Raw genomic sequence first — 18,702 nt, 5'->3', positions numbered from 1 at the left:
CCTCGTACGATGCAGGGATGACCACGACCACGACGGGCTCCGTCGCCAGCCGGCTCGACCGTCTGCCGTTCACCCGGACGCACCTGCGTGTCCTGACCGGTTCGGGCGCCGGCTGGGCCTTGGACGCGATGGACGTCGGGCTGATCTCCTTCGTCATCGCCGCGCTGGTCAGCGAGTGGGACCTCACGCCGGCCTCGACATCGTGGATCGCCTCCGCGGGCTTCGCGGGCATGGCGATCGGCGCGACCGTCGGCGGTCTGCTCGCCGACCGCATCGGCCGGCGATCGGTCTTCGCCCTCACCCTGCTCGTCTACGGCGTCGCCACCGGCGCGAGCGCCCTCGCCGGTGGTCTCGTGGCTCTGATCGCGCTGCGGTTCCTGGTGGGACTGGGGCTCGGCGCCGAGCTGCCCGTCGCCAGCACCTACGTGAGCGAGTTCGCGCCGGCCCGGATGCGCGGGCGGATCATCGTCGTGCTCGAAGCCTTCTGGGCCGTCGGGTGGACGGCATCCGCCCTCATCGGCTACCTCGTCATCCCTTCGGTCGCCGAGGGGTGGCGCTGGGCCCTCGCGATCGGCGCCGTCCCCGCGGTCTACGCCCTCGTGGTGCGCTGGGGTCTCCCCGAGTCGCCACGCTGGCTGGCCTCCCGCGGACGGGTCTCCGACGCGGAGCGGATCGTCTCCGACCTCGAAGCATCGCGCCCACTGTTCGGACGGACGTCGACCGACTCCGCGCTCGCCCCGGACGCCCCGGCAGCACCCGCGACGACGGTGGGGATGCGGCTGCGCGGCCTCTGGGCCCCCGACGTGCGCGTGCGCACCGCCGCACTCTGGGTCGTCTGGTTCTGCGTGAACTTCTCGTACTACGGCGCCTTCATCTGGATCCCGACGCTCCTCGTGTCGCAGGGGTTCGGTCTGGTGCGCAGTTTCGAGTTCACGCTGCTCATCACCCTGGCCCAGCTGCCCGGATACGCCGTCGCCGCGTGGCTGATCGAGAAGTGGGGGCGGCGCGCGACGCTCTCGGTGTTCCTCGCCGGTTCCGCGGTCGCCGCGATCCTGTTCGGACAGGCGACGACGGTGCCGATGATCCTCGCCACGGGGATGGCGCTGTCGTTCTTCAACCTCGGCGCGTGGGGCGCCCTCTACGCCGTGACGCCCGAGACCTACGCCACCACCCTTCGGGCGACCGGTGCCGGCTGGGCGGCGGGCATCGGCCGGATCGCCTCGATCCTCGCGCCTCCGGTCGTCCCCGTGCTCCAAGCGCTCGGCGGCATCCCGCTCGTCTTCATCGTGCTGAGTGCCTTCTTCGCGGTCGCGGCGGCCGCCGCGTGGGGGCTCGCCGAGTCGCGAGGTCGCAGCCTCGCGGACTGATCGACGGCTGCGACTCGTAGGCTGGCGGGATGTCACAAGAAGTCCGCTACGTCGCGATCGGGGATTCGTTCACGGAGGGCGTGGGTGACGAGCTGCCCGACGGGACGGTCCGAGGCTGGGCCGACCTGGTCGCGCAGGGATGGGCCGATTCACGAGGCGAGGCGATCTCGTACGCGAACCTCGCCGTACGCGGCAAGCTCATCGGACCGATCGTCGACGAGCAGTTGGAGCGCGCCCTCGCCCTGAACCCGACGCACCTCTCGTTCAACGGCGGCGGCAACGACATGCTCCGCCCCCGCACTCCCATCGCCCGTGTCGCCGACGTCTTCTCGCAGGTGCTGCGGCGCTGCGATGAAGAGGGCGTCACGATGATCGTCCTGTCGGGGGCCAACCCGTCGGCGCAACTGCCGCTGTCGGGGCTCATCCAGCGCCGCGGCGATGAGCTGTCGCGCGCGGTGACGGAACGGATCCGCGGTCGTGATGACCTCGTCGTCGCGCTCAACTGGCCGGACGCCGAGCTCTCGGATCCCTCGTTCTGGTCGGCGGATCGTCTCCACATGAACTCCCGAGGCCACCATCGGGTCGCGGCACGCGTCCTCGAGGCCCTCGGCGAACGACCGCCCGCGCAGTGGTGGCGGCTCGACGAGGCGGACTCGGCGGTGTCCCTGAGTCGCGCCCGCTACTTCCGCGAACACCTCGGCCCGTGGCTTCGGCGACGTCTCACGGGCACATCCTCCGGCGACGGCCGACCGGCCAAATACGGTGACTGGCTCACCGTGCAACCGCGAGCCACAGCCTGATTCCGCCCCCTGTCAAGGGCTATCAGGTTCCTGTCAGGGTCGGGGATGATCGAAGCACACCGCCAAGAGAGGGAGTGTGCGCATGAGCATCGGAACCGGAATCGTGCTGTTCGTCATCGGAGCGATCCTGACGTTCGCCATCGACGTCGACGTCCAGTACGTCGATCTCGACCTGATCGGCTACATCCTGATGGGCGCCGGTGTCGTCGTCTTCATCCTCGGCCTCGTGCTGATGATGCGTCGGCGTTCCAGCGAGTCCACCGTCCGAACGGTGGACCCCGTCGCGGGGGAGCGGGTCACCCGCTCCGAGACGCGGACGTCGGGAGACGGCACCGTCTGACACGCGACAGACATCGAACGACCCGTTCCTCCCGGAGCGGGTCGTTCGTCGTTCCGGTCAGACGCGCCGGCGGGGCTGGTCCATCCCGATATGGATGCGGGTGCGCCGCCGTTCGATGCTGATGAACACCGCACCGAGGACCCACAGCGGGATCTGCACGAGGAACGCGATGCGGAAGGCATCGAGTCGGTAGGTGTCGGGGGTGCCCGCTCCCTGCAGATCGAGCACGAAGCCGATCGCGAAGATCGCGAGGAGGGCAGCGAGGAACCCACCCGCGTTTGTGACCCCGGTCGCCGTGCTGAGCCGGTGAGACGGATTGTGCGTCCGAGCGTGGTCGAAGGCGATCATCGATGCCGGCCCGCCCATGGCGAGGGCGATCAGCAGGACGACGAGGAGCCAGATCGGTGAACGCCCCGGCCATAGGATGACGGCCGACCACGCCAGGAGTTGAAACCCGACGGCGGGAAGCACGAGGGCACGCGATCTCCGGTGGGGCGCTCTCCGCGACAGCTCTCCGAGGACGGGACCGAGCGCCATCCCGGCGAAGACGTAGATCGAGGTGAGCGCGCCGGCTTGGCCCACGGTGAGCCCTTCGCCCGCGGTGAGGTACGGGAAACCCCACAGCAGGATGAACGCGGTGCCCGCGAAAGGCGTCGTGAAGTGCGACCAGAAAGCCAGTCGCGTCCCCGGGTGGGCGAGTGCTGCGCGGATGCCGACCCCGGTGTCGATCGTCGACGTCACCACGCGGATGGCGCCGGTGTCGGTGTCGACGCTGACGTCGCGCGCGAGTTCGGGCGGGCGGTTGCGGACGATCGCGAAGACCAGGATAGCGAAGAGCACGCAGAGCCCGGCGATCCCCCCGAACGTCACGCTCCAGTCCGTCGCGTGGAGGACGGCGGCGATGGGGATGACCGCGATGAGCTGACCCGCTTGCCCGAGGATGCCGGTCAACTGCACCATGAGCGGCCCGCGCTGTGCCGGGAACCACGTCGCCACCAGGCGAAGGACAGCGGGGAAGACGGCGGCATCGCCCGCTCCGAGCAGCATGCGCGCGACGATCGCCACGCCGACGCTGGGGGACAGGGCCATCGTCAGCTGGCCGGCCGCCATCAGCAGCATCCCGATCGTGATGATGGGTCGGGAGCCGTAGCGGTCGAGGAGGACGCCCACGGGGATCTGCATACCGCCGTAGACGGCGAGCTGGACCACCGCGAACAGCGACAGGGTCGCGGCATCCGCCTGGAACCGGTCGGCGGCGTCGACGCCCACCGCAGCCAGGGACGTGCGGTTGGTGACGGCCAACATGTACGCGGCGACACCGGTGCCCCAGATGAGCCAGGCTCGCAGACCCGGACCGTTCGCTCGTCCGACTGCGTCCACCCGCCCACGCTACTCTCCGCCGGGCGTACGCTGAGGCCACACCACCGGATGAGCGGAGAACGACATGAAGGCGACCATCGGCGAGACGGTCATCGCAGAGGCGAATGACGACGAGATCATCCGGATCGAAGGGAACGCCTATTTCCCGCCGGCATCCGTCAAGGAGGGCGTGCTGGTCGAGAGCCCGACGCCGTACACGTGCCCGTGGAAGGGCGAATGCCAGTACTTCCACATCGAGGCCGGTTCGGAACGCCTGTCCGACGGCGCCTGGTCGTACCCGAACCCGTACCCGTCCGCATTCGACCGTGTGGGTGCGGACTTCTCGGGCTACGTCGCCTTCGCGCCCGGGGTCACCGTCGGAGCCTGATCACTCCTCCAGCGGGCCGAGAAGGGGACGGGGAACGAACCGCGCCGTCTCGGCCAGAGGCTGTTCGAGCTCGACGACCGTCAGGGTGTTCCTTCCGGCACGGGTGACGGGCGCCGGCACGTAGAGCGTCTGCTGCGGTCCGTTGGACCAGTAGCGACCGAGCAGGAAGTCGCCGACGAAGACGTACCCCTTCCCCCACCCCGTGGTGTCGAGGTAGAGGTCGGTCGCTGTCTCGAGGTCGAAAGCGCCCTCCGCCACCGACAGCTCGGGCGCCGCCGAGGCGTCCTCGAGGAGGACCGGCGTCGTCCGCCAGCCTGCGAGATCCCGGCCGTCGACGGTCACCGGACCGATGAGACCCTTCACCTCGCCCAGCCGTTCGGCGTAGTTCACACGCCCCTGCTCCTCGACCAGGATCGAGAGCGCCGAGCCCCGTGGCAGCCGGAGGGCGTGTTCGTGGCGCGTCCGCGAGAGCGATCCGATCCGGATGCCGTCGACCGAGACCCACGCCTGGTCGCGGACCTCGCCGATCGCGAGGACGCCGCCGGGAAATCCGTCCGGCAGCGCGACGTCGTAGCGGAGGAGCGTGCCGGTGTGAGCGGCATCCTCGAACGTGACCCTCCCGGGCAGTGAGCGCTGCACTCCGGCGTCGGACGTGCGGCGCGGAGTCAGGGCGACGGAGAACTCCGGACGGGGCGTCGCCGACGGCGGCACGTCGTCCGGGACGTCGGCGTACTTCGCGATCACCTCTCGGAACGCGTGGAACTTCGCCGTGGGATCGCCGGCTTCGTCGAGCGGGGCGTCGTAGTCGTAGGACGTCACGATGGGCAGGTATCGGCCCTTATCGTTCGCGCCGTTCGTCGTCCCGAAATTCGTCCCGCCATGGAACATGTAGATGTTCACCGAGGCTCCGGCGGCCAGGAGGTCGTCCAGTTCGGCAGCGGCGGCGCCGGCATCCGTCGTGTGATGCGTGCTGCCCCACCAGTCGAACCATCCGTCCCAGAACTCCGAGCACATGAGGGGTCCCGTGGGCTGGTGCTGTCGGAGGGTCGCGAGACGTTCGCCGGCCCGCGAGCCGAACGAACCGGTCAGATGGATGCCGGGGAGCGACCCGGCCTCGAGCATGTCGGGCTCGGGCTGGTCGACCGTGGTGAGCGGCACCGTGATGCCCGCATCCCTCGTGACGCGGACCAGCTCCGCCAGGTAGTCCTTGTCCGAGCCGTAGGCACCGTACTCGTTCTCGATCTGGACGAGGACGACGTTGCCGCCGCGGTCGATCTGCCGGGGCGCGACGATGCGGTACACGCGGCGCAGGTAGGTCTCGAGCGCTGCCTGATAGGCGGCATCCGTCTGTCGCAACCGGATGCCGGGGGTCGCCGTCAGCCAGGTCGGGAGGCCCCCGTTGTGCCACTCGGCGCAGATGTACGGGCCGGGGCGGACGATGGCGTGCAGCCCTTCGGCGGCGATCAGGTCGAGGAAGCGGCCGAGGTCCAGGCCGTCCTCCTCGCTCCACTGGCCCTCGACGGGCTCGTGCGCGTTCCAGGCGACGTAGGTCTCGATCGTGTTGAGCCCCATGAGGCGTGCTTTGCGGATGCGGTCGGCCCAGTCGCCGGGATGGATCCGGAAATAGTGCATCGCGCCGGAGATGATCCGATGGGGCCGGCCGTCCAGCAGGAAGTCGCGGTCGCCGATGGCGAAAGTGCTCATGTGATCTCCGCTCGGAGCTGTTCGTCCGGGTACCCGCCTGCGTCGAGGAGGGGTGACGTGGCGCTGCGCGAACTGCTATGTTTACGCAATCATGTCGCCTCAGCGTAGCACGCGACCGGCCCCGGAGACGGGTGCCGATGCACCCCTCGACGAGCCCGTGGCACGTCGTGGCGGAACACCTCACGGCGTGCCCACGCAGGCCGACGTCGCTCGCCACGCGGGCGTCTCGGCGCAGACGGTTTCCCGCGTCGTCACGGGCGGCGCGCGGGTGGACGAGCCGACGCGGGAGCGCGTCCTGGCGAGCATGCGGGAACTCGGATACCGGCCGAACCGGGCGGCGCGTGCACTGCGCTCAGCCCGGTATCGGAGCATCGGCGTCATCATGAGCGATCTGACGTCGTACGGCAGCGTCCGCACGTGGGAGGCGATCTCCCGCGCGGGCGCGGCATCCGGCTATGCGGTCGCCCTCGTGCCGACCTCGCGATTCGACCGCAGCGCCGTCGTCGAGGCGATCGAGCGTGCGCGAGACCAGGCCGTCGACGGGCTCGTCATCGCGATCGGCGATCACCTCTCGGCGGGAGAGGATCTGCCCCTTCCCGACGACCTTCCCGTCGTCGTGGTCGATGCGTCCGCCCTCGATGACCGCTCCTTCGTCGACACGGATCAGACGATGGGCGCCGGTCAAGCCGTGACGCACCTCCTCGAGCTCGGGCACGAGACCGTCCACCATGTGGCGGGCCCGGTGAGCTCGTATTCCGCCGTCCGCCGCGAGCAGGGATGGCGGGTGGCGCTGACCGCCGCGGGGCGGACGGCCCCCACCCTCGAGCGCGGGGACTGGAGTGCGCAGTCTGGATACGACGCAGGATGCCGTCTGCGCGGGGAACCCGCCGTGACCGCCGTGTTCGCGGCCAACGATCAGATGGCCCTCGGGGTGCTCCGCGCGTTCCACGAGGCGGGCGTCGCGATTCCTTCGCAGGTCAGCGTCGTGGGCTTCGACGACATGCCCGAGGCGGGGCAGTTCTGGCCGCCGCTCACCTCCGTCCACCAGGAGTTCGAGCAGGTCGGGCGCGCGGCCGTCGACGTCCTCCTCGCGCGCATCGACGACACCGCCGCCGTCCAGCGACTGTTCGTCCCCACCCGACTGGTCGTGCGCGGGAGCACGGCCACCGCTCCCCGAAAGGCGACCTCATGACGTTCCACCCCTCGCACACCGGCGTGCTCTGGCGCGGCGACGGACAGACCGTCTCGATCGAGGCCTGGGGGAGCGGCGTGCGCGTGCGCGCCGCTCTCGGCCCGATCGACGACGCTCCCGGCGCCCTCGTCGAGGTGCCCGACTCCCGCGCCGAGGTGTCCATCGAGGGCGCCGTCGCGACCGTCGCGGCCGGTGGTGTCCGCGTCGTCGCCGAGGAAGAGGATTACCACGACTGGTCGGTGGGGTTCCACACGCCCCGACTGCGGTTGCAGGTGCAGGATGCCGACGGCCGCCTCCTGTTCGAGGAGATCCGCGACGGCGGGGCCCTCAAACTCGCCGCGCGCGAGTTCCGTCCGACCGAAGGCGGCGACCACCGGCTGCGGCTGAGCCTCGCCGCCCCGGCGGACGAGCACCTCGTCGGGATGGGGCTGTACCAGCAGGACCTGGTCGACCTGAAGGGCACGGTGCTCGAGCTCGCGCACCGCAACTCGCAGACCTCCGTCCCGTTCGTTGTCTCGAGTGCCGGGTACGGCTTCCTCTGGAACCTCCCCGCGATCGGCCGCGCCGTGTTCGGGGCGAATCGCACCGAATGGGAAGCCGAGAGCGCGACCCAGTTCGACTGGTGGGTGTGCGCGGATCCGCGTCCGTCGCAGATCGCCGCCGCGTACGCGGAAGCCACGGGTCATGCGCCGATGATGCCGGAATACGGCCTCGGGTTCTGGCAGTGCAAGCTGCGCTATTCGACCCAGGACGAGCTCCTGGCGGTCGCGCGCGAGTACCGCCGCCGCGGCATCCCGATCGACGTCATCGTGGCCGACTTCTTCCACTGGCGGTGGATGGGGGACTGGAGCTTCGAGGAGGAGTTCTGGCCCGACCCCGCCGCGATGACGGCGGAGCTCCGCGAGCTCGGGATCGAGCTCATGGTGTCGGTCTGGCCGCAGGTGGTGCCGCAGTCCAAGAACTGGGACGAGCTGCGCGACGGGAACATGCTCGTGCGCACCCGGCGCGGGATCGACGTCCAGTACTACTTCGACGGCCAATACACGCGGTTCCTCGACGTGACCGAACCCCGGGCGCGCGAGTTCCTGTGGCAGAAGCTCGCCGAGAACTACGGCGCCTACGGCATCACCGCGTTCTGGCTCGATGAGGCCGAACCCGAGTACGGGGCCTATCACTTCGAGAACTACCGGCTCGCTGCGGGGTCGAGCGCACAGGTCGCCAACCTCTACCCGCGGGAGTTCACCCGCGCGATCGCGGACGGCCTCCGTGCCGACGGCAACGATCAGCCGGTCTCACTCGTCCGGGCGGCTTGGGCCGGATCGCAGCGGCACGGCGCGCTGGTGTGGTCGGGCGATGTCCACTCGACCTTCGCCGACCTGAAGGCGCAGATCGCCGCGGGGATCCACATGGGGGCCGCCGGCATCCCCTGGTTCACGACCGACATCGGCGGGTTCACCGGCGGCGATGTACGGGAGCCCGCGTTCCACGAGCTCCTCATCCGCTGGTTCCAGTTCGGGGCCTTCAGTCCCGTCATGCGTCTGCACGGCGATCGCGTACCCGGGATCCCCGTCGTCGACGCCCAGGGCGTCGCGCGCGTCGGGTCCGGGGCCGACAACGAGGTGTGGAGTTTCGGCGAGCAGATCGAGGCCCTCCTCGTGGAGTACATCCGGCTGCGCGAGGACCTGCGGGACTACACCCGCGAGGCGATGGCGGACGCTCACCGTGACGGAGCCCCCGTCATGCGCGGCATGTTCTTCGAGTTCCCCGACGACGAGCGGGCGTGGACGACACCGGGGCAGTACCTTTTCGGGCCCGACATCCTCATCGCCCCGGTGACCGAGCCGGGGGCGACCCGGTGGGACGTCTACCTGCCCGCGGGGACGGCATGGACCGACGCGCGGAGCGGAGCGTCGCACGCCGGCGGTCAGACCGTGACGGTCGACGCCCCTCTCGCGTCGATTCCCGTGTTCCACCGCGGTGGCCGCGTCGGATCGGCGCTCGCCCGACTCGCTGACCTGCCCGACATCCGCCTGTCCTGATCCGACCTCACACCCTCGATGGAGAGAACCGAATGAGCCTCATCACCGCGACGACCCGCGCCCACCGCATCGACCGACGCATCTACGGCCAGTTCGCCGAGCACCTCGGTCGCGGCATCTACGAGGGCCTGTGGGTCGGCGAGCAGGACGAGATCCCGCACAAGAACGGTCTGCGCACCGACGCGATCGCGGCCCTCCGCGAGATCAAGGTGCCCGTCGTCCGCTGGCCCGGCGGCTGCTTCGCCGACGAGTACCACTGGCTCGGGGGCGTCGGGCCCACCGAGCAGCGTCGCGCGATGGTCAACACGCACTGGGGCGGTGTCGTCGACCCCAACACCTTCGGTACCCACGAGTACTTCGAGCTCCTCCACCAGCTCGACGCCGAGGCCTACGTCAACGGCAACGTCGGCAGCGGCTCGGTGGCCGAGATGCAGGACTGGGTCGAGTACATGACCCTCGACAAGCACACCCCGATGGCCGAACTCCGCCGTGCGCACGGGCGCGACCAGCCGTGGAAGCTGCAGTTCTTCGGGGTCGGAAACGAGAGCTGGGGATGCGGCGGCAACATGCTCCCTCTCCACTACGCGAACCTCTACCGCCAGTACCAGACGTTCGTGCGCGACTACGGGGACAGCCACGTCGCGAAGGTCGCGTGCGGTGCGAACGCCGACGACTACGAGTGGACGGACGTCCTCATGGCGCGGGCCGCCGGGCACATGGACGCGCTCAGCCTCCACTACTACACGCTCCCGACGGGGGAGTGGGACGTGAAGGGCGCCGCGCTGAGCTTCGACGACGCCGCCTGGTACGACACGATCCACCGCACGCGGCAGATGGACACGCTCCTGCGCCGTCACGGCGAGATCATGGACCGGCACGACCCCGCGCGCCGCGTCGGCCTCTTCGTCGACGAGTGGGGCACCTGGTACGACGTCGAGCAGGGGACGAACCCGGGCTTCCTGTTCCAGCAGAACACGATGCGCGACGCGATGGTCGCGGCGGTGAACTTCCACATCTTCCACCGTCACGCCGCCCGCGTCCGGATGACGAACATCGCGCAGATGGTGAACGTCCTCCAGGCGATGCTCCTCACCGACGGCCCGCGCCTGCTGAAGACCCCGACGTTCCACGCGTTCGGCATGTACATCGACCACCAGGACGCCGATTTCGTCGAGACCGTCGACGACGGCGGGCGCTCGGGCGGTCGTGGCGGAGCGCACCTCGACCACACCGTCAGCGTCAAGGACGGCGTCTACACCGTCAGCGCCGTCAACTGGGACCTCGAGACCGAGGCCGAGCTCGCACTGCGGCTGCCCGAGCGGATCGGCGAGGTCGTGAGCGCCCGGATCCTGCACGCGGCGGCATCCGCTCACAACACCTTCGACGAACCGGATGCCGTCGCCCCGGTCGACTTCGCCGGCACCGTCGTCGCGGGCACCGACATCCGTCTCGCGCTGCCGCCGCGCAGCATCGTGACGGTGCGGGTGCGGGCAGTCGGATGAGCGAGACGGCAGCCGAGCTGCTGCCGCTCGCCGCCGTCGCACTGACGAACGGTCCGTTCGCCGCCGCGCAGCAGCGCGCTCTGCGGACGGCGCTGGACCTCGACCCCGAGCGGCTGCTCGCGCCGTTCCGCCGGGAGGCGGGGCTGGCGACGGGTCCGGGATACGGCGGCTGGGAGTCGGAGGGACTCGACGGGCACACGCTCGGGCACGTCCTCAGCGCGCTGTCGGCGCACGCGGCCGGCGGGTCGGCCGCCGCACGCGAGCGTCTCGAGCTGCTGCTCACCGGGCTCCGCGACTGCCAGGTCGCTCACGGCACGGGTTACGTCGGGGGCGTGCCGGACGGCGTCGCCCTCTGGAGCGAGATCGAGAACGGACGGATCGACGCGCAGACGTTCGATCTCGACGGGCGGTGGGTGCCGCTGTACAACCTCCACAAGACGCTGACGGGTGTCATCGACGCCGCGGTGTACGCCAACTCCGCGCTCGGACGGACCGTTGCGGCGGAGTTCGTCGAGTGGTGGCTGCGGGTGTTCGCACCGCTCGGAGACGCCGACGTCGAGATGGTCCTCCGGACCGAATCCGGTGGCCTGGCGGCATCCCTCGGTCGATGGTCGCAGTTCACCGACGACGAGCGCCCGGGCGGGCTCGCCGTCCGTCTCGCCGTCCGCGCCCTGTGGGAGCCGCTCGCGGCGGGGCGTGATCCGTTGGACGGACTGCACGCCAACGCGCAGATCCCGATCGTCGTCGGACACGCCGTCCTCGCCGGACTCGGCCGGGGCGAGCAGTTCGCCGCCGCGGCCCGGACCTTCTGGGAGAGCGTCACGCGGCACCGGACGACCTCGATCGGCGGGAACAGCGTGCGCGAGCACTTCCCGCCGCGCGACGATTGGTCGACCATGTTCACGGCGCGCGAGGGCCCCGAGACGTGCAACACGGTGAACATGGTCGAACTCGCCCGTGAGCTCCACCGGCTCGACGGCGGCGCCGAGCACCTCGCATACATCGACCGCGCCCTCAGCGCGCACGTGCTCTCGGCGCAGCATCCCGACCACGGCGGCATCGTGTACTTCACGTCGCACAGGCCGGGCCACCATCGCGTCTACTCCCGACGCGAGACGGGATTCTGGTGCTGCATGGGCACCGGTCTCGAGGCTCCTGCCCGGTTCGCCGCCGCGGCATTCGCGCAGGCTCCCGGGCGTGTCGACGTGAACCTCCTCGTCGGTGCACGCGCCCAACTCGAGGACGTCGTCGTCGAGACCGAGACAGACCGTCCGTTCGGGGACGACGCGAGCATCCACGTGAGCGTGCCGACTCCGCGCTCCTTCGTTCTGCGGATCCGTCTGCCGGAGGGGGTGGATGCCGGGACGGCGGAGGCCCTGGTCGACGGCACCGCGTACCGGCCGGCGCCCGATGGCTGGTTCCGCATCGATCGCACGTGGACCGACCGCACAACGGTCCGGCTCACGCTGCCGCCTGTGCTCCGCGTCGAGGCGGCCCCCGACGGGTCCGGGTGGGCGACCCTCGTCGATGGGCCGCGCGTCCTCGCCGAGCGTCTCACTCATCCCGCCGTCGACCCGCTCGCGACGGACGCCCGCATGGGCCACATCGCCCGCGGGGCGCTGCTCCCGCTCGCAGCGGCGCCGATCCTGACACCCGAAGACGTGCGGTCGGCGGACCGATCCGGAGGCCCCGTCGTCGTGCTGCCGGCGACCCCGACCCGGCGCGAGATCGTCCTCGAACCTTTCGCCTCTCTGCACGATGATCGCTACATCCTCGCCTTCCCGTTCGCGTCAGACGGGGATGCCGCGACCCGCCTCACCGCGCTCCTCGCCGAGGACGCACGCGCCGACGAGCTCGACTCCCGCACGATCGACGCGGTGACGTTCGGTCAGCAGCAGCCGGAATCCGATCACGCCCTGACGTTGGCCGGCACGGAGTCCGGATACAACGCGGTGCACTGGCGGAGGTTCCTCGGTCCGTCGACGTTCGTCCTGCAGGACTGGGGTGCGTCGGCCGCGACCTTGCGTGTCTCCTGGCTCTCGGATGCGGTCGGCCGGCGGATGATCGTCGGGATCGGGGACGACGTCGTGATCGATCGCATCATCGACGCCGGCGACGGCGACGGCATGGAGATCGACCTCGCCGCCTACGCGGACGGGCGGTCTCGCTGGGTCGTCGTGGTGGACGGGGCAGGCGAGGGCACTCCGCGCCTCACCGAAGCCCGCCTGATGAGCGCGGCGGTCGCCTGACCGACGGCCGTCAGGCGTCGTGACGCCAGAACGCGCACGCGTGCGCGTCGAGGCGGAGGTCGACGGCGGTCGAGTCCGGCGCGACGCCGCGCACGGTCTCGTCTCCCCGCCGACCCGGGCGCATGGGCACGGTCGCATCCGTCCACACGTCGACGATCGACCTGGGTGCGGGGCCGAGTCCGAGGTCCCGCGTGTCCAAGGTCGCCGTCAATGCGGAGCCGGTGGTGTTGACCGCCGCGATCCACGTCGTGGCGCCGCCGATCGCGCGCCAGAGGACGAGGCCGTTCTCGCGTCGGATCTCACCGGACGATTCCGCTCGCGTCAGCAGGTCGACCAGGGCGGGGCTCTGCAGGAGTGAGATCGTTTCGGGCTCGGTCGAGGGCAGGTCGCCCCCGAACATGAGCGGCGAGCGGGCGATCGTCCAGAGTGTCAGCAGGCTCCGCCGCTCGGCGGGGGTGAGCGCATCGTCTCGTGGCTCGCCGCGCTCGGCACGGATCCCGATGCGGCCGAGCGGCAGCATGTCGGCGTCCGGCCAGGCACCCCGGCGCGCATGCGGCGCCCACCGTGCCATGCGTCCGAGGTTGTCTGCGACATCCTCCCACCGGTCCCACACGTCATCGCAGATGCGCCACATGCTCGCGTGCTCGGCGAGATGCTCGCGGTGAGCCGCGGACAGGTCGCGGCCGGGGGAGAGGCTGAGGATGATCTCGCGCTCTGCGGACTCCACAGCCGCGCTGTAGGCCGAGATGTCCCGCTCCTGGTAGGGCCAGAGCATGTCGTCGGCCTTGATGAGGTCGACACCCCACGCGTCGTAGAGGGCGACGGTCGAACGGTAGTAGGCCGCGGCATCCGGATGGGCATGATCAATGCCCACGAAATGGGGGTTCCACTCGCAGTCGTTCGCGGAGTCGGCGATCGCCGACAGCGGCGTCGAGGTGCCGTGCAGCAGCAGGCCTTCCGCCATCGCGCGACGAGGGATGCCGCGCATGACGTGCAGCCCGAACTTCAGACCGAGCGCGTGTATCTGCGCGGCGAGCGGTCCGAATCCCGCGCCACCGGACGAGGAGGGGAAGCGCGCCGGGTCGGGGAGGAGTCGCCCGTGCTCATCGATGTGCAGCCGGGCGTCATCGTTGTAGCCGTGGGAGCGGGCGTCGGGATCCGCCCAGTCCGCGTCGACGACGATGGTGTCCCACCCTGCGTCCCGCAGGTGCTCCGCCATGAAGCGGGCGTTCGCGAGCACCTCCGCTTCGGTGACCGTCGTGCCGAAGCAGTCCCAGCTGTTCCATCCCATCGGCGGGCGATCCGGGCGTGCGAGGACCATGTGACTCCTGTCGGGTTCGTCCTCAGCCGGCGACGGGCTGAGGGGCGGATGAGGGGGTCGGTGAGGGACCGGGCGGGTCCACCCGCGGACCGGGGCGCGACCGCGCGCGGCGGGCGAGAGCGCTCGAGTCGAGGTGGTTCTCGAAGGCGAGGACGGCCATTCCCGTCGCGACGCTGTTGACCTGGACCGGCGACACTCCGAGGTCGAGACGCGCGGCGGTCAGTTCCGGGGCACGCTCGGCGAGGGCGATCCGCGCGGCCGGCAGCAGCGCGTCTCCGAGCGCCCACGCGGTCCAACCGGTGAGGGTCATGACCTCCGGATTGAGCACCGCGACGATGTCCGACAGGGCGATGCCCAGATACCGCGCGGTCCGCGCGAGCGTCTCGGCGACGGGGGGATCGCCCACCGCGTCGCGGAGCCCCTCGATGAACTCCCGTTGGTGGAGCTGCAGGAGCGCGTGATCGGGATCCACCTCGCTGAGGGTGTGACGGATGCCGGGCACCCCCACGTACGCTTCGACGCACCCCCGGCGGCCACAGCGGCATGCGCGCCCGTCGAGCTCGAGGACCGTGTGGCCCCATTCGCCCGCCGTATGCGTCGCACCGCGGAGGACCCGCCCTTCGACGATGATGCCTGCACCGACGCCCGTGCCGAGATTCACGACGACAGCGCTCGAGCGCCCGCGCGCGGCGCCGAACCAGATCTCCGAATGTCCGACGGCTTGCAGGGGGTTGGCCGTCACCAGGGGTCCCGGGAGGCGCGGGCGCACGCGGTCCTCCAATCGGCCCACGTGCGCCGCCCATCCCGGCGTCGCCACGGTGCCGGCGCGGTCCGTCGACAGGAGACCTGGCAGGCCGAGGCCCACCCCGAGGATGTCACTCGGCGCGCGGCCGCCTCTCTCGAGCGCCAGGTCGACGGCACGCAGGAGAGCATCGGCGACGCTGTCGACGGACACCCACTCCTCATCGATCTCGACGTTCGCGGCGCCGATCTCCGTCACGGCGGCGTCGAACACGACGGCACGGACGTAGGTCTCGGCGAGGTCGATCCCGAGGAAGGAGCCTCCCTCGCCGTCGATCCGCAGCACCGTCGTCGGTCGACCGGTGCCGGCGCTGTCGGTCCCGGCATCCGCGATGAACCCGGCCTCCCTTAGCTCCGCGACCAGGTTCGACACCGTCGCGGCGCTGAGTCCCGTCGTGTGCGCGAGTTCGGTCCGCGTGGCCGTCCCCTGCACGACGAGTGCGCGGACGATCTCGCGCCGGGAGGCGTCGCGGATCTCACTCGAGGATCGAGTACGGGTCATGGTCGTCACAGGTCTCTGACCCGAGCGGGGCTCAGGCGCCCCCGAGGCCTGTCTCCGCGACACCGCGCAGCAGCCACCGCTGCAGCAGGATGAAGACGAGCAGGACGGGGATGGAGGCGAGGAAGCCCGCGGCGAACAACCCGGTGTAGTCGAAGGTCTGCGCCGTGATGAACGACGACAGGTAGACCTGCACCGTGAGCGCGCCGAATCCCGTACCGGCGACCACGAGTGGCCAGAGGAACGCGTTCCATGCGCCGAGGAAGCCGAGAACGGTGAGAGCCGCGGCGAAAGCGAGCGAGTTGGGCAGCACCACGCGCACGAAGGTGCCGATGTATCCGAGACCGTCGAGCTTGCCGGCCTCTTCCAGTTCCCTCGGGAACGAGATGAAGAACTGTCGGAAGAGGAAGACGTTGAACGCCGTGAACAGCGTCGGGATGACGATGCCCTGCAGACTCTCGGTCCATCCGAGCCACGAGACGATCAGGTAGTTCGGGAGGAACGTGGTGGCACTCGGGATGAGGAGCATCGTCACGGTCAGCGCCAGGAGCGGCTTCGAGGCGCGGTTCGGGATGCGGGCGAGCCCGTACCCCGCGAGGGCGCCGATGATGATCTGCCCCACGGTCATCGACACGGCCATGATCGCCGAGGTCACGAGGGACTGTCCGAAGCGCTCGTCGGCGAAGATCTCCGCGAACTTGCCCCAGTTGGGGTTCGTGGGCCACCACACGAACGTCTTGGAGGTGACGTCCTCGGGCTGCGAGACCGCGGTCTTGACCATGACGTACAGCGGCATCAGGAACAGCAGTGCGAGGACGATGAGGACCGCGTAGCGGAAGGTCAGTTCGACCCTCCGGCGGACGGGGTTTCCGACGACACTCATGAGGCGCGTCCCTTCCTGGCACCGCGGCGCGGCGCTTTCGTCTCGTCAGCGGCACCGAATCCGAAGAAGCGCGACTGCAGGAGGGCGACGAGGACGACGATCGCCGTGACGACGAACGCACCCGCGGAACCCTTGCCGTAGTCGAGTTGCTGGAACGAGAGGTTGTAGATGTAGAGGAGAGGTGGTCGGACCGAGGGGATCGTCCGGACGAGGTTGTAGAACTCGTCGAACGCCTGGAACGCCGCCACCAGCAGGAGGAGCATGACGGCCGCTGTCGTGGGGCGGAGCTGGGGCCACGTGATCGAGAAGAATCGCCGGGGTCCGCGGGACAGGCCGTCGATCGCCGCGGCCTCGTACAGCGTCTCGGGGATCCGCTGGAGGCCGGCGATGAACAGCAGCATGTAGAACCCGACCTGCAGCCACAGGCGGACGCTCACGATGACGACCCAGTAGTAGGGCGACTGCGTCAGCCAGGCATCCACCGTCGGCAGCCCGAGCGAGGAGAGCACCGAGTTGGCGACGGATGAGGTCGATCCGCTGAAGATGCCGAGCTTCCAGATCAAGGACGCGATGACGTACGAGAACGCCGTCGGCAGGAAGAAGACGGATCGGAAGAAGGCGCGGGCCACGGGGAGGTTCGCCACCAGCATCGCAAGGACCAGCGAGACGATGAGGGTGGTCGGCACGACAAGCACCGCGAACACGGTGAACGACAGGAGCGATGACAGGAAGCTCGGGTCGGTCAGCAGCGAGACGTAGTTGTCGAAGCCGACGAAGTCGGTCGGCGTGATGGTCGCAACGGCGCGCGTGAAGCTGAGATAGAAACCCCAGAACAGCGCGATGATGCTGAAGATCAGCAGGCCGAGGAAGAACGGGCTGACGAAGAGCCAGAAGGCACGCCGGGTGCCTCGGATCGGACGCCGGCGTCGCGGCACGGACGGCGGGGGAGTGGGCCGGTGGCCCGGGTCTGAGACCCGGGCCACCGGAGTGTTGAGCTGAGTCACTGGAGTGCGTCCAGCATGCCCTGCATCGTGGTCTGAGCCGCAGCCAGCTCGGACTTCGCGTCCGCGCCTTCGACGACGATGCGGTTGACCGCGTCGGTGAGCGCTGTGCTCATCGCGGGCGTGTAGTACGGGCCGCCGGTCCAGCCGTACTCCGTGGTCAGGTCGACGATGTCCTTCGCGATGCCGTCACCGAGGCTCTTGGCCTGCTCGCGCGCGGACTTCAGCGGCGGGATGTGGAATCCGTACTTGGTGCTGAACTCGATCTGCCAGTCTGTGTCGTCGATCCACTGCTTCTTGGCGATCTCCTTCGCCTTCTCGATCTTGCCCGACTTGCCGGCGACCATCTCGTTCCACTGCGAGACGCCCACGATGGGCTGTCCGCCTTCGAGCGCCGGGACCGCGAATGCGCCCACGTCGTCGCCGAGCGCCTTCTTGAGGGCGGGGATCGCCCACAGGCCCTGCCAGCTGATCGCGACATCACCGGCGATGAAGGACGTCGGGTCCCACCAGTCGGTCGGTGCGCCCATCAGGAGCGAGCCCGAGTCGTAGAGATCGTGAGCCGAGGTCAGCGCGTCGGCGAGCTGGGGCGAGTCGAGCGAGACCTTCGTGTTCTCGTCGTTGATGATGCCGCCGGGGGCTGCCGGCGGCAGGTTGGCTGCGAGGATGCCCGCGCCACCGTCGTTGCCGAGGAACAGGCCCTTGTGGTCGGCGTTCGTGAGCTTCTTGGCCGCCTCGACGAGCTCGTCCCACGTCGTGGGGACCTCGATGCCGGCTTCCTTGAACATGGAGGGCCGGTAGACGAAGAGCTGGGCATCGGTGATCATCGGGATGCCGTAGTACTTGCCGTCGATCGTGACGGGCTTGAGGGCGATCGGGAGGATGTCGTCCTTGACAGGCTCGACGATGTCCGTGAGATCTGCGTACTGCCCCTGTCGGGCCGCCTCGACGTTGATCGCGTTGTACTCGAACAGGTCGACCCCGCGGCCCGATGCGAGCAGGGCGTTGACGCGCTGCGCGTAGTCGCCCTCGACCCACTGGAGGTCGATCTTGGCGTCCTTGTAATCGTCCGCCCAGCGGTTGACGGCATCCTGGACGCCGTCTTCGCCGTACTGGTGGTAGAACTGCGTGATCGGGCCGTCCGCACCGCCGCCCGCGCCGCTCGAGCATCCGGAGATCAACAGCGCGGATGCGCTGAGGAGTGCTGCTGTGATTGCGAGCTTGCGTCGCTTGGGTGATGTCATCCTTCTCGCCTCT

The 18,702-nt window shown here is 69.7% G+C and carries 15 protein-coding genes; 8 read left to right on the top strand and 7 right to left on the bottom strand.

All coding sequences use genetic code 11. The features are described 5' to 3' along the window. Positions 1 to 17 precede the first annotated feature (17 nt). From Q9S78_RS11320 to Q9S78_RS11310, 3 genes are all read left to right on the top strand, one after another. Positions 18 to 1,367, top strand: a complete 1,350-nt coding sequence (locus Q9S78_RS11320; protein WP_311870258.1) for an MFS transporter — start codon at positions 18 to 20, stop codon at positions 1,365 to 1,367. A 29-nt stretch (positions 1,368 to 1,396) separates the two neighbouring features. Further along, the gene (locus Q9S78_RS11315; RefSeq protein WP_020097275.1) at positions 1,397 to 2,167 is read left to right on the top strand and encodes an SGNH/GDSL hydrolase family protein; all 771 of its coding nucleotides are present in this window, start codon (positions 1,397 to 1,399) and stop codon (positions 2,165 to 2,167) included. Positions 2,168 to 2,249: 82 nt separating this feature from the next. Continuing rightward, positions 2,250 to 2,507 carry a DUF6458 family protein gene (locus Q9S78_RS11310; RefSeq protein ID WP_018186785.1) on the top strand — a complete coding sequence of 86 codons (258 nt, stop codon included), beginning with the start codon at positions 2,250 to 2,252 and terminating at the stop codon, positions 2,505 to 2,507. A gap of 57 nt (positions 2,508 to 2,564) precedes the next feature. Here Q9S78_RS11310 and Q9S78_RS11305 read toward each other — a convergent pair whose 3' ends face one another. Further along, positions 2,565 to 3,887, bottom strand: a complete 1,323-nt coding sequence (locus tag Q9S78_RS11305; protein ID WP_311856755.1) for an MFS transporter — start codon at positions 3,885 to 3,887, stop codon at positions 2,565 to 2,567. Positions 3,888 to 3,951: 64 nt separating this feature from the next. On the opposite strand from Q9S78_RS11305, the gene Q9S78_RS11300 reads away from it, so the two are divergent. Further along, a complete protein-coding gene (locus Q9S78_RS11300; protein ID WP_018186787.1) occupies positions 3,952 to 4,254 on the top strand; it encodes a DUF427 domain-containing protein in 303 nt (100 codons plus the stop codon). On the opposite strand, the gene Q9S78_RS11295 is transcribed toward Q9S78_RS11300, so the two are convergent. Continuing rightward, the gene (locus tag Q9S78_RS11295; protein WP_311870255.1) at positions 4,255 to 5,958 is read right to left on the bottom strand and encodes a glycoside hydrolase family 35 protein; all 1,704 of its coding nucleotides are present in this window, start codon (positions 5,956 to 5,958) and stop codon (positions 4,255 to 4,257) included. A gap of 187 nt (positions 5,959 to 6,145) precedes the next feature. On the opposite strand from Q9S78_RS11295, the gene Q9S78_RS11290 reads away from it, so the two are divergent. Genes Q9S78_RS11290 through Q9S78_RS11275 form a run of 4 tightly spaced genes read left to right on the top strand, consistent with a single transcriptional unit; the run spans position 6,146 to position 12,940 of the window. Continuing rightward, a complete protein-coding gene (locus Q9S78_RS11290) occupies positions 6,146 to 7,150 on the top strand; it encodes a LacI family DNA-binding transcriptional regulator (RefSeq protein WP_311856758.1) in 1,005 nt (334 codons plus the stop codon). Then, positions 7,147 to 9,189 carry a glycoside hydrolase family 31 protein gene (locus tag Q9S78_RS11285; protein WP_311870254.1) on the top strand — a complete coding sequence of 681 codons (2,043 nt, stop codon included), beginning with the start codon at positions 7,147 to 7,149 and terminating at the stop codon, positions 9,187 to 9,189. The genes Q9S78_RS11290 and Q9S78_RS11285 overlap by 4 nt, the downstream gene beginning before the upstream one ends. Positions 9,190 to 9,221: 32 nt before the next feature. After that, on the top strand, positions 9,222 to 10,691 hold the full coding sequence (locus Q9S78_RS11280; RefSeq protein WP_311856761.1) for an alpha-N-arabinofuranosidase: 1,470 nt from the start codon (positions 9,222 to 9,224) through the stop codon (positions 10,689 to 10,691). Beyond that, positions 10,688 to 12,940 (top strand): beta-L-arabinofuranosidase domain-containing protein, encoded by a 2,253-nt coding sequence (locus tag Q9S78_RS11275; RefSeq protein ID WP_311870252.1) that lies wholly within the window; start codon positions 10,688 to 10,690, stop codon positions 12,938 to 12,940. Before Q9S78_RS11280 ends, Q9S78_RS11275 begins: the two co-directional genes overlap by 4 nt. Positions 12,941 to 12,950: 10 nt before the next feature. Here Q9S78_RS11275 and Q9S78_RS11270 read toward each other — a convergent pair whose 3' ends face one another. The 5 genes from Q9S78_RS11270 to Q9S78_RS11250 all read right to left on the bottom strand — a co-directional run bounded on the left by Q9S78_RS11270 (position 12,951) and on the right by Q9S78_RS11250 (position 18,689). Further along, the gene (locus tag Q9S78_RS11270) at positions 12,951 to 14,261 is read right to left on the bottom strand and encodes a glycoside hydrolase family 27 protein (RefSeq protein ID WP_311870251.1); all 1,311 of its coding nucleotides are present in this window, start codon (positions 14,259 to 14,261) and stop codon (positions 12,951 to 12,953) included. 22 nt (positions 14,262 to 14,283) lie between these two features. Beyond that, positions 14,284 to 15,564 (bottom strand): ROK family transcriptional regulator, encoded by a 1,281-nt coding sequence (locus Q9S78_RS11265; protein ID WP_311870250.1) that lies wholly within the window; start codon positions 15,562 to 15,564, stop codon positions 14,284 to 14,286. Between the two features lie 31 nt (positions 15,565 to 15,595). Beyond that, positions 15,596 to 16,444 (bottom strand): carbohydrate ABC transporter permease, encoded by an 849-nt coding sequence (locus Q9S78_RS11260; RefSeq protein WP_018186795.1) that lies wholly within the window; start codon positions 16,442 to 16,444, stop codon positions 15,596 to 15,598. Beyond that, positions 16,441 to 17,379, bottom strand: a complete 939-nt coding sequence (locus Q9S78_RS11255; protein ID WP_311870248.1) for a carbohydrate ABC transporter permease — start codon at positions 17,377 to 17,379, stop codon at positions 16,441 to 16,443. The genes Q9S78_RS11260 and Q9S78_RS11255 overlap by 4 nt, the downstream gene beginning before the upstream one ends. A gap of 65 nt (positions 17,380 to 17,444) precedes the next feature. Continuing rightward, on the bottom strand, positions 17,445 to 18,689 hold the full coding sequence (locus Q9S78_RS11250) for an ABC transporter substrate-binding protein (RefSeq protein ID WP_018186797.1): 1,245 nt from the start codon (positions 18,687 to 18,689) through the stop codon (positions 17,445 to 17,447). Positions 18,690 to 18,702 lie beyond the last annotated feature (13 nt).

It is taken from the genome of Microbacterium aquilitoris (genome assembly GCF_031932285.1).
GTDB lineage: Bacteria > Actinomycetota > Actinomycetes > Actinomycetales > Microbacteriaceae > Microbacterium > Microbacterium aquilitoris.
Note: the sequence above shows the minus strand (reverse complement) of the source record. Positions and strands in the feature narration are given on the sequence as shown.

Bases quoted from the DNA above. Each gene is read 5' to 3' on its own strand.
- Q9S78_RS11250 (WP_018186797.1), bottom strand. From the start codon at position 18,689: ATGACATCACCCAAGCGACGCAAGCTCGCAATCACAGCAGCACTCCTC.
- Q9S78_RS11280 (WP_311856761.1), top strand. From the start codon at position 9,222: ATGAGCCTCATCACCGCGACGACCCGCGCCCACCGCATCGACCGACGC.
- Q9S78_RS11270 (WP_311870251.1), bottom strand. From the start codon at position 14,261: ATGGTCCTCGCACGCCCGGATCGCCCGCCGATGGGATGGAACAGCTGG.
- Q9S78_RS11315 (WP_020097275.1), top strand. From the start codon at position 1,397: ATGTCACAAGAAGTCCGCTACGTCGCGATCGGGGATTCGTTCACGGAG.
- Q9S78_RS11300 (WP_018186787.1), top strand. From the start codon at position 3,952: ATGAAGGCGACCATCGGCGAGACGGTCATCGCAGAGGCGAATGACGAC.
- Q9S78_RS11320 (WP_311870258.1), top strand. From the start codon at position 18: ATGACCACGACCACGACGGGCTCCGTCGCCAGCCGGCTCGACCGTCTG.
- Q9S78_RS11295 (WP_311870255.1), bottom strand. From the start codon at position 5,958: ATGAGCACTTTCGCCATCGGCGACCGCGACTTCCTGCTGGACGGCCGG.
- Q9S78_RS11260 (WP_018186795.1), bottom strand. From the start codon at position 16,444: ATGAGTGTCGTCGGAAACCCCGTCCGCCGGAGGGTCGAACTGACCTTC.
- Q9S78_RS11310 (WP_018186785.1), top strand. From the start codon at position 2,250: ATGAGCATCGGAACCGGAATCGTGCTGTTCGTCATCGGAGCGATCCTG.
- Q9S78_RS11285 (WP_311870254.1), top strand. From the start codon at position 7,147: ATGACGTTCCACCCCTCGCACACCGGCGTGCTCTGGCGCGGCGACGGA.
- Q9S78_RS11265 (WP_311870250.1), bottom strand. From the start codon at position 15,564: ATGACCCGTACTCGATCCTCGAGTGAGATCCGCGACGCCTCCCGGCGC.
- Q9S78_RS11275 (WP_311870252.1), top strand. From the start codon at position 10,688: ATGAGCGAGACGGCAGCCGAGCTGCTGCCGCTCGCCGCCGTCGCACTG.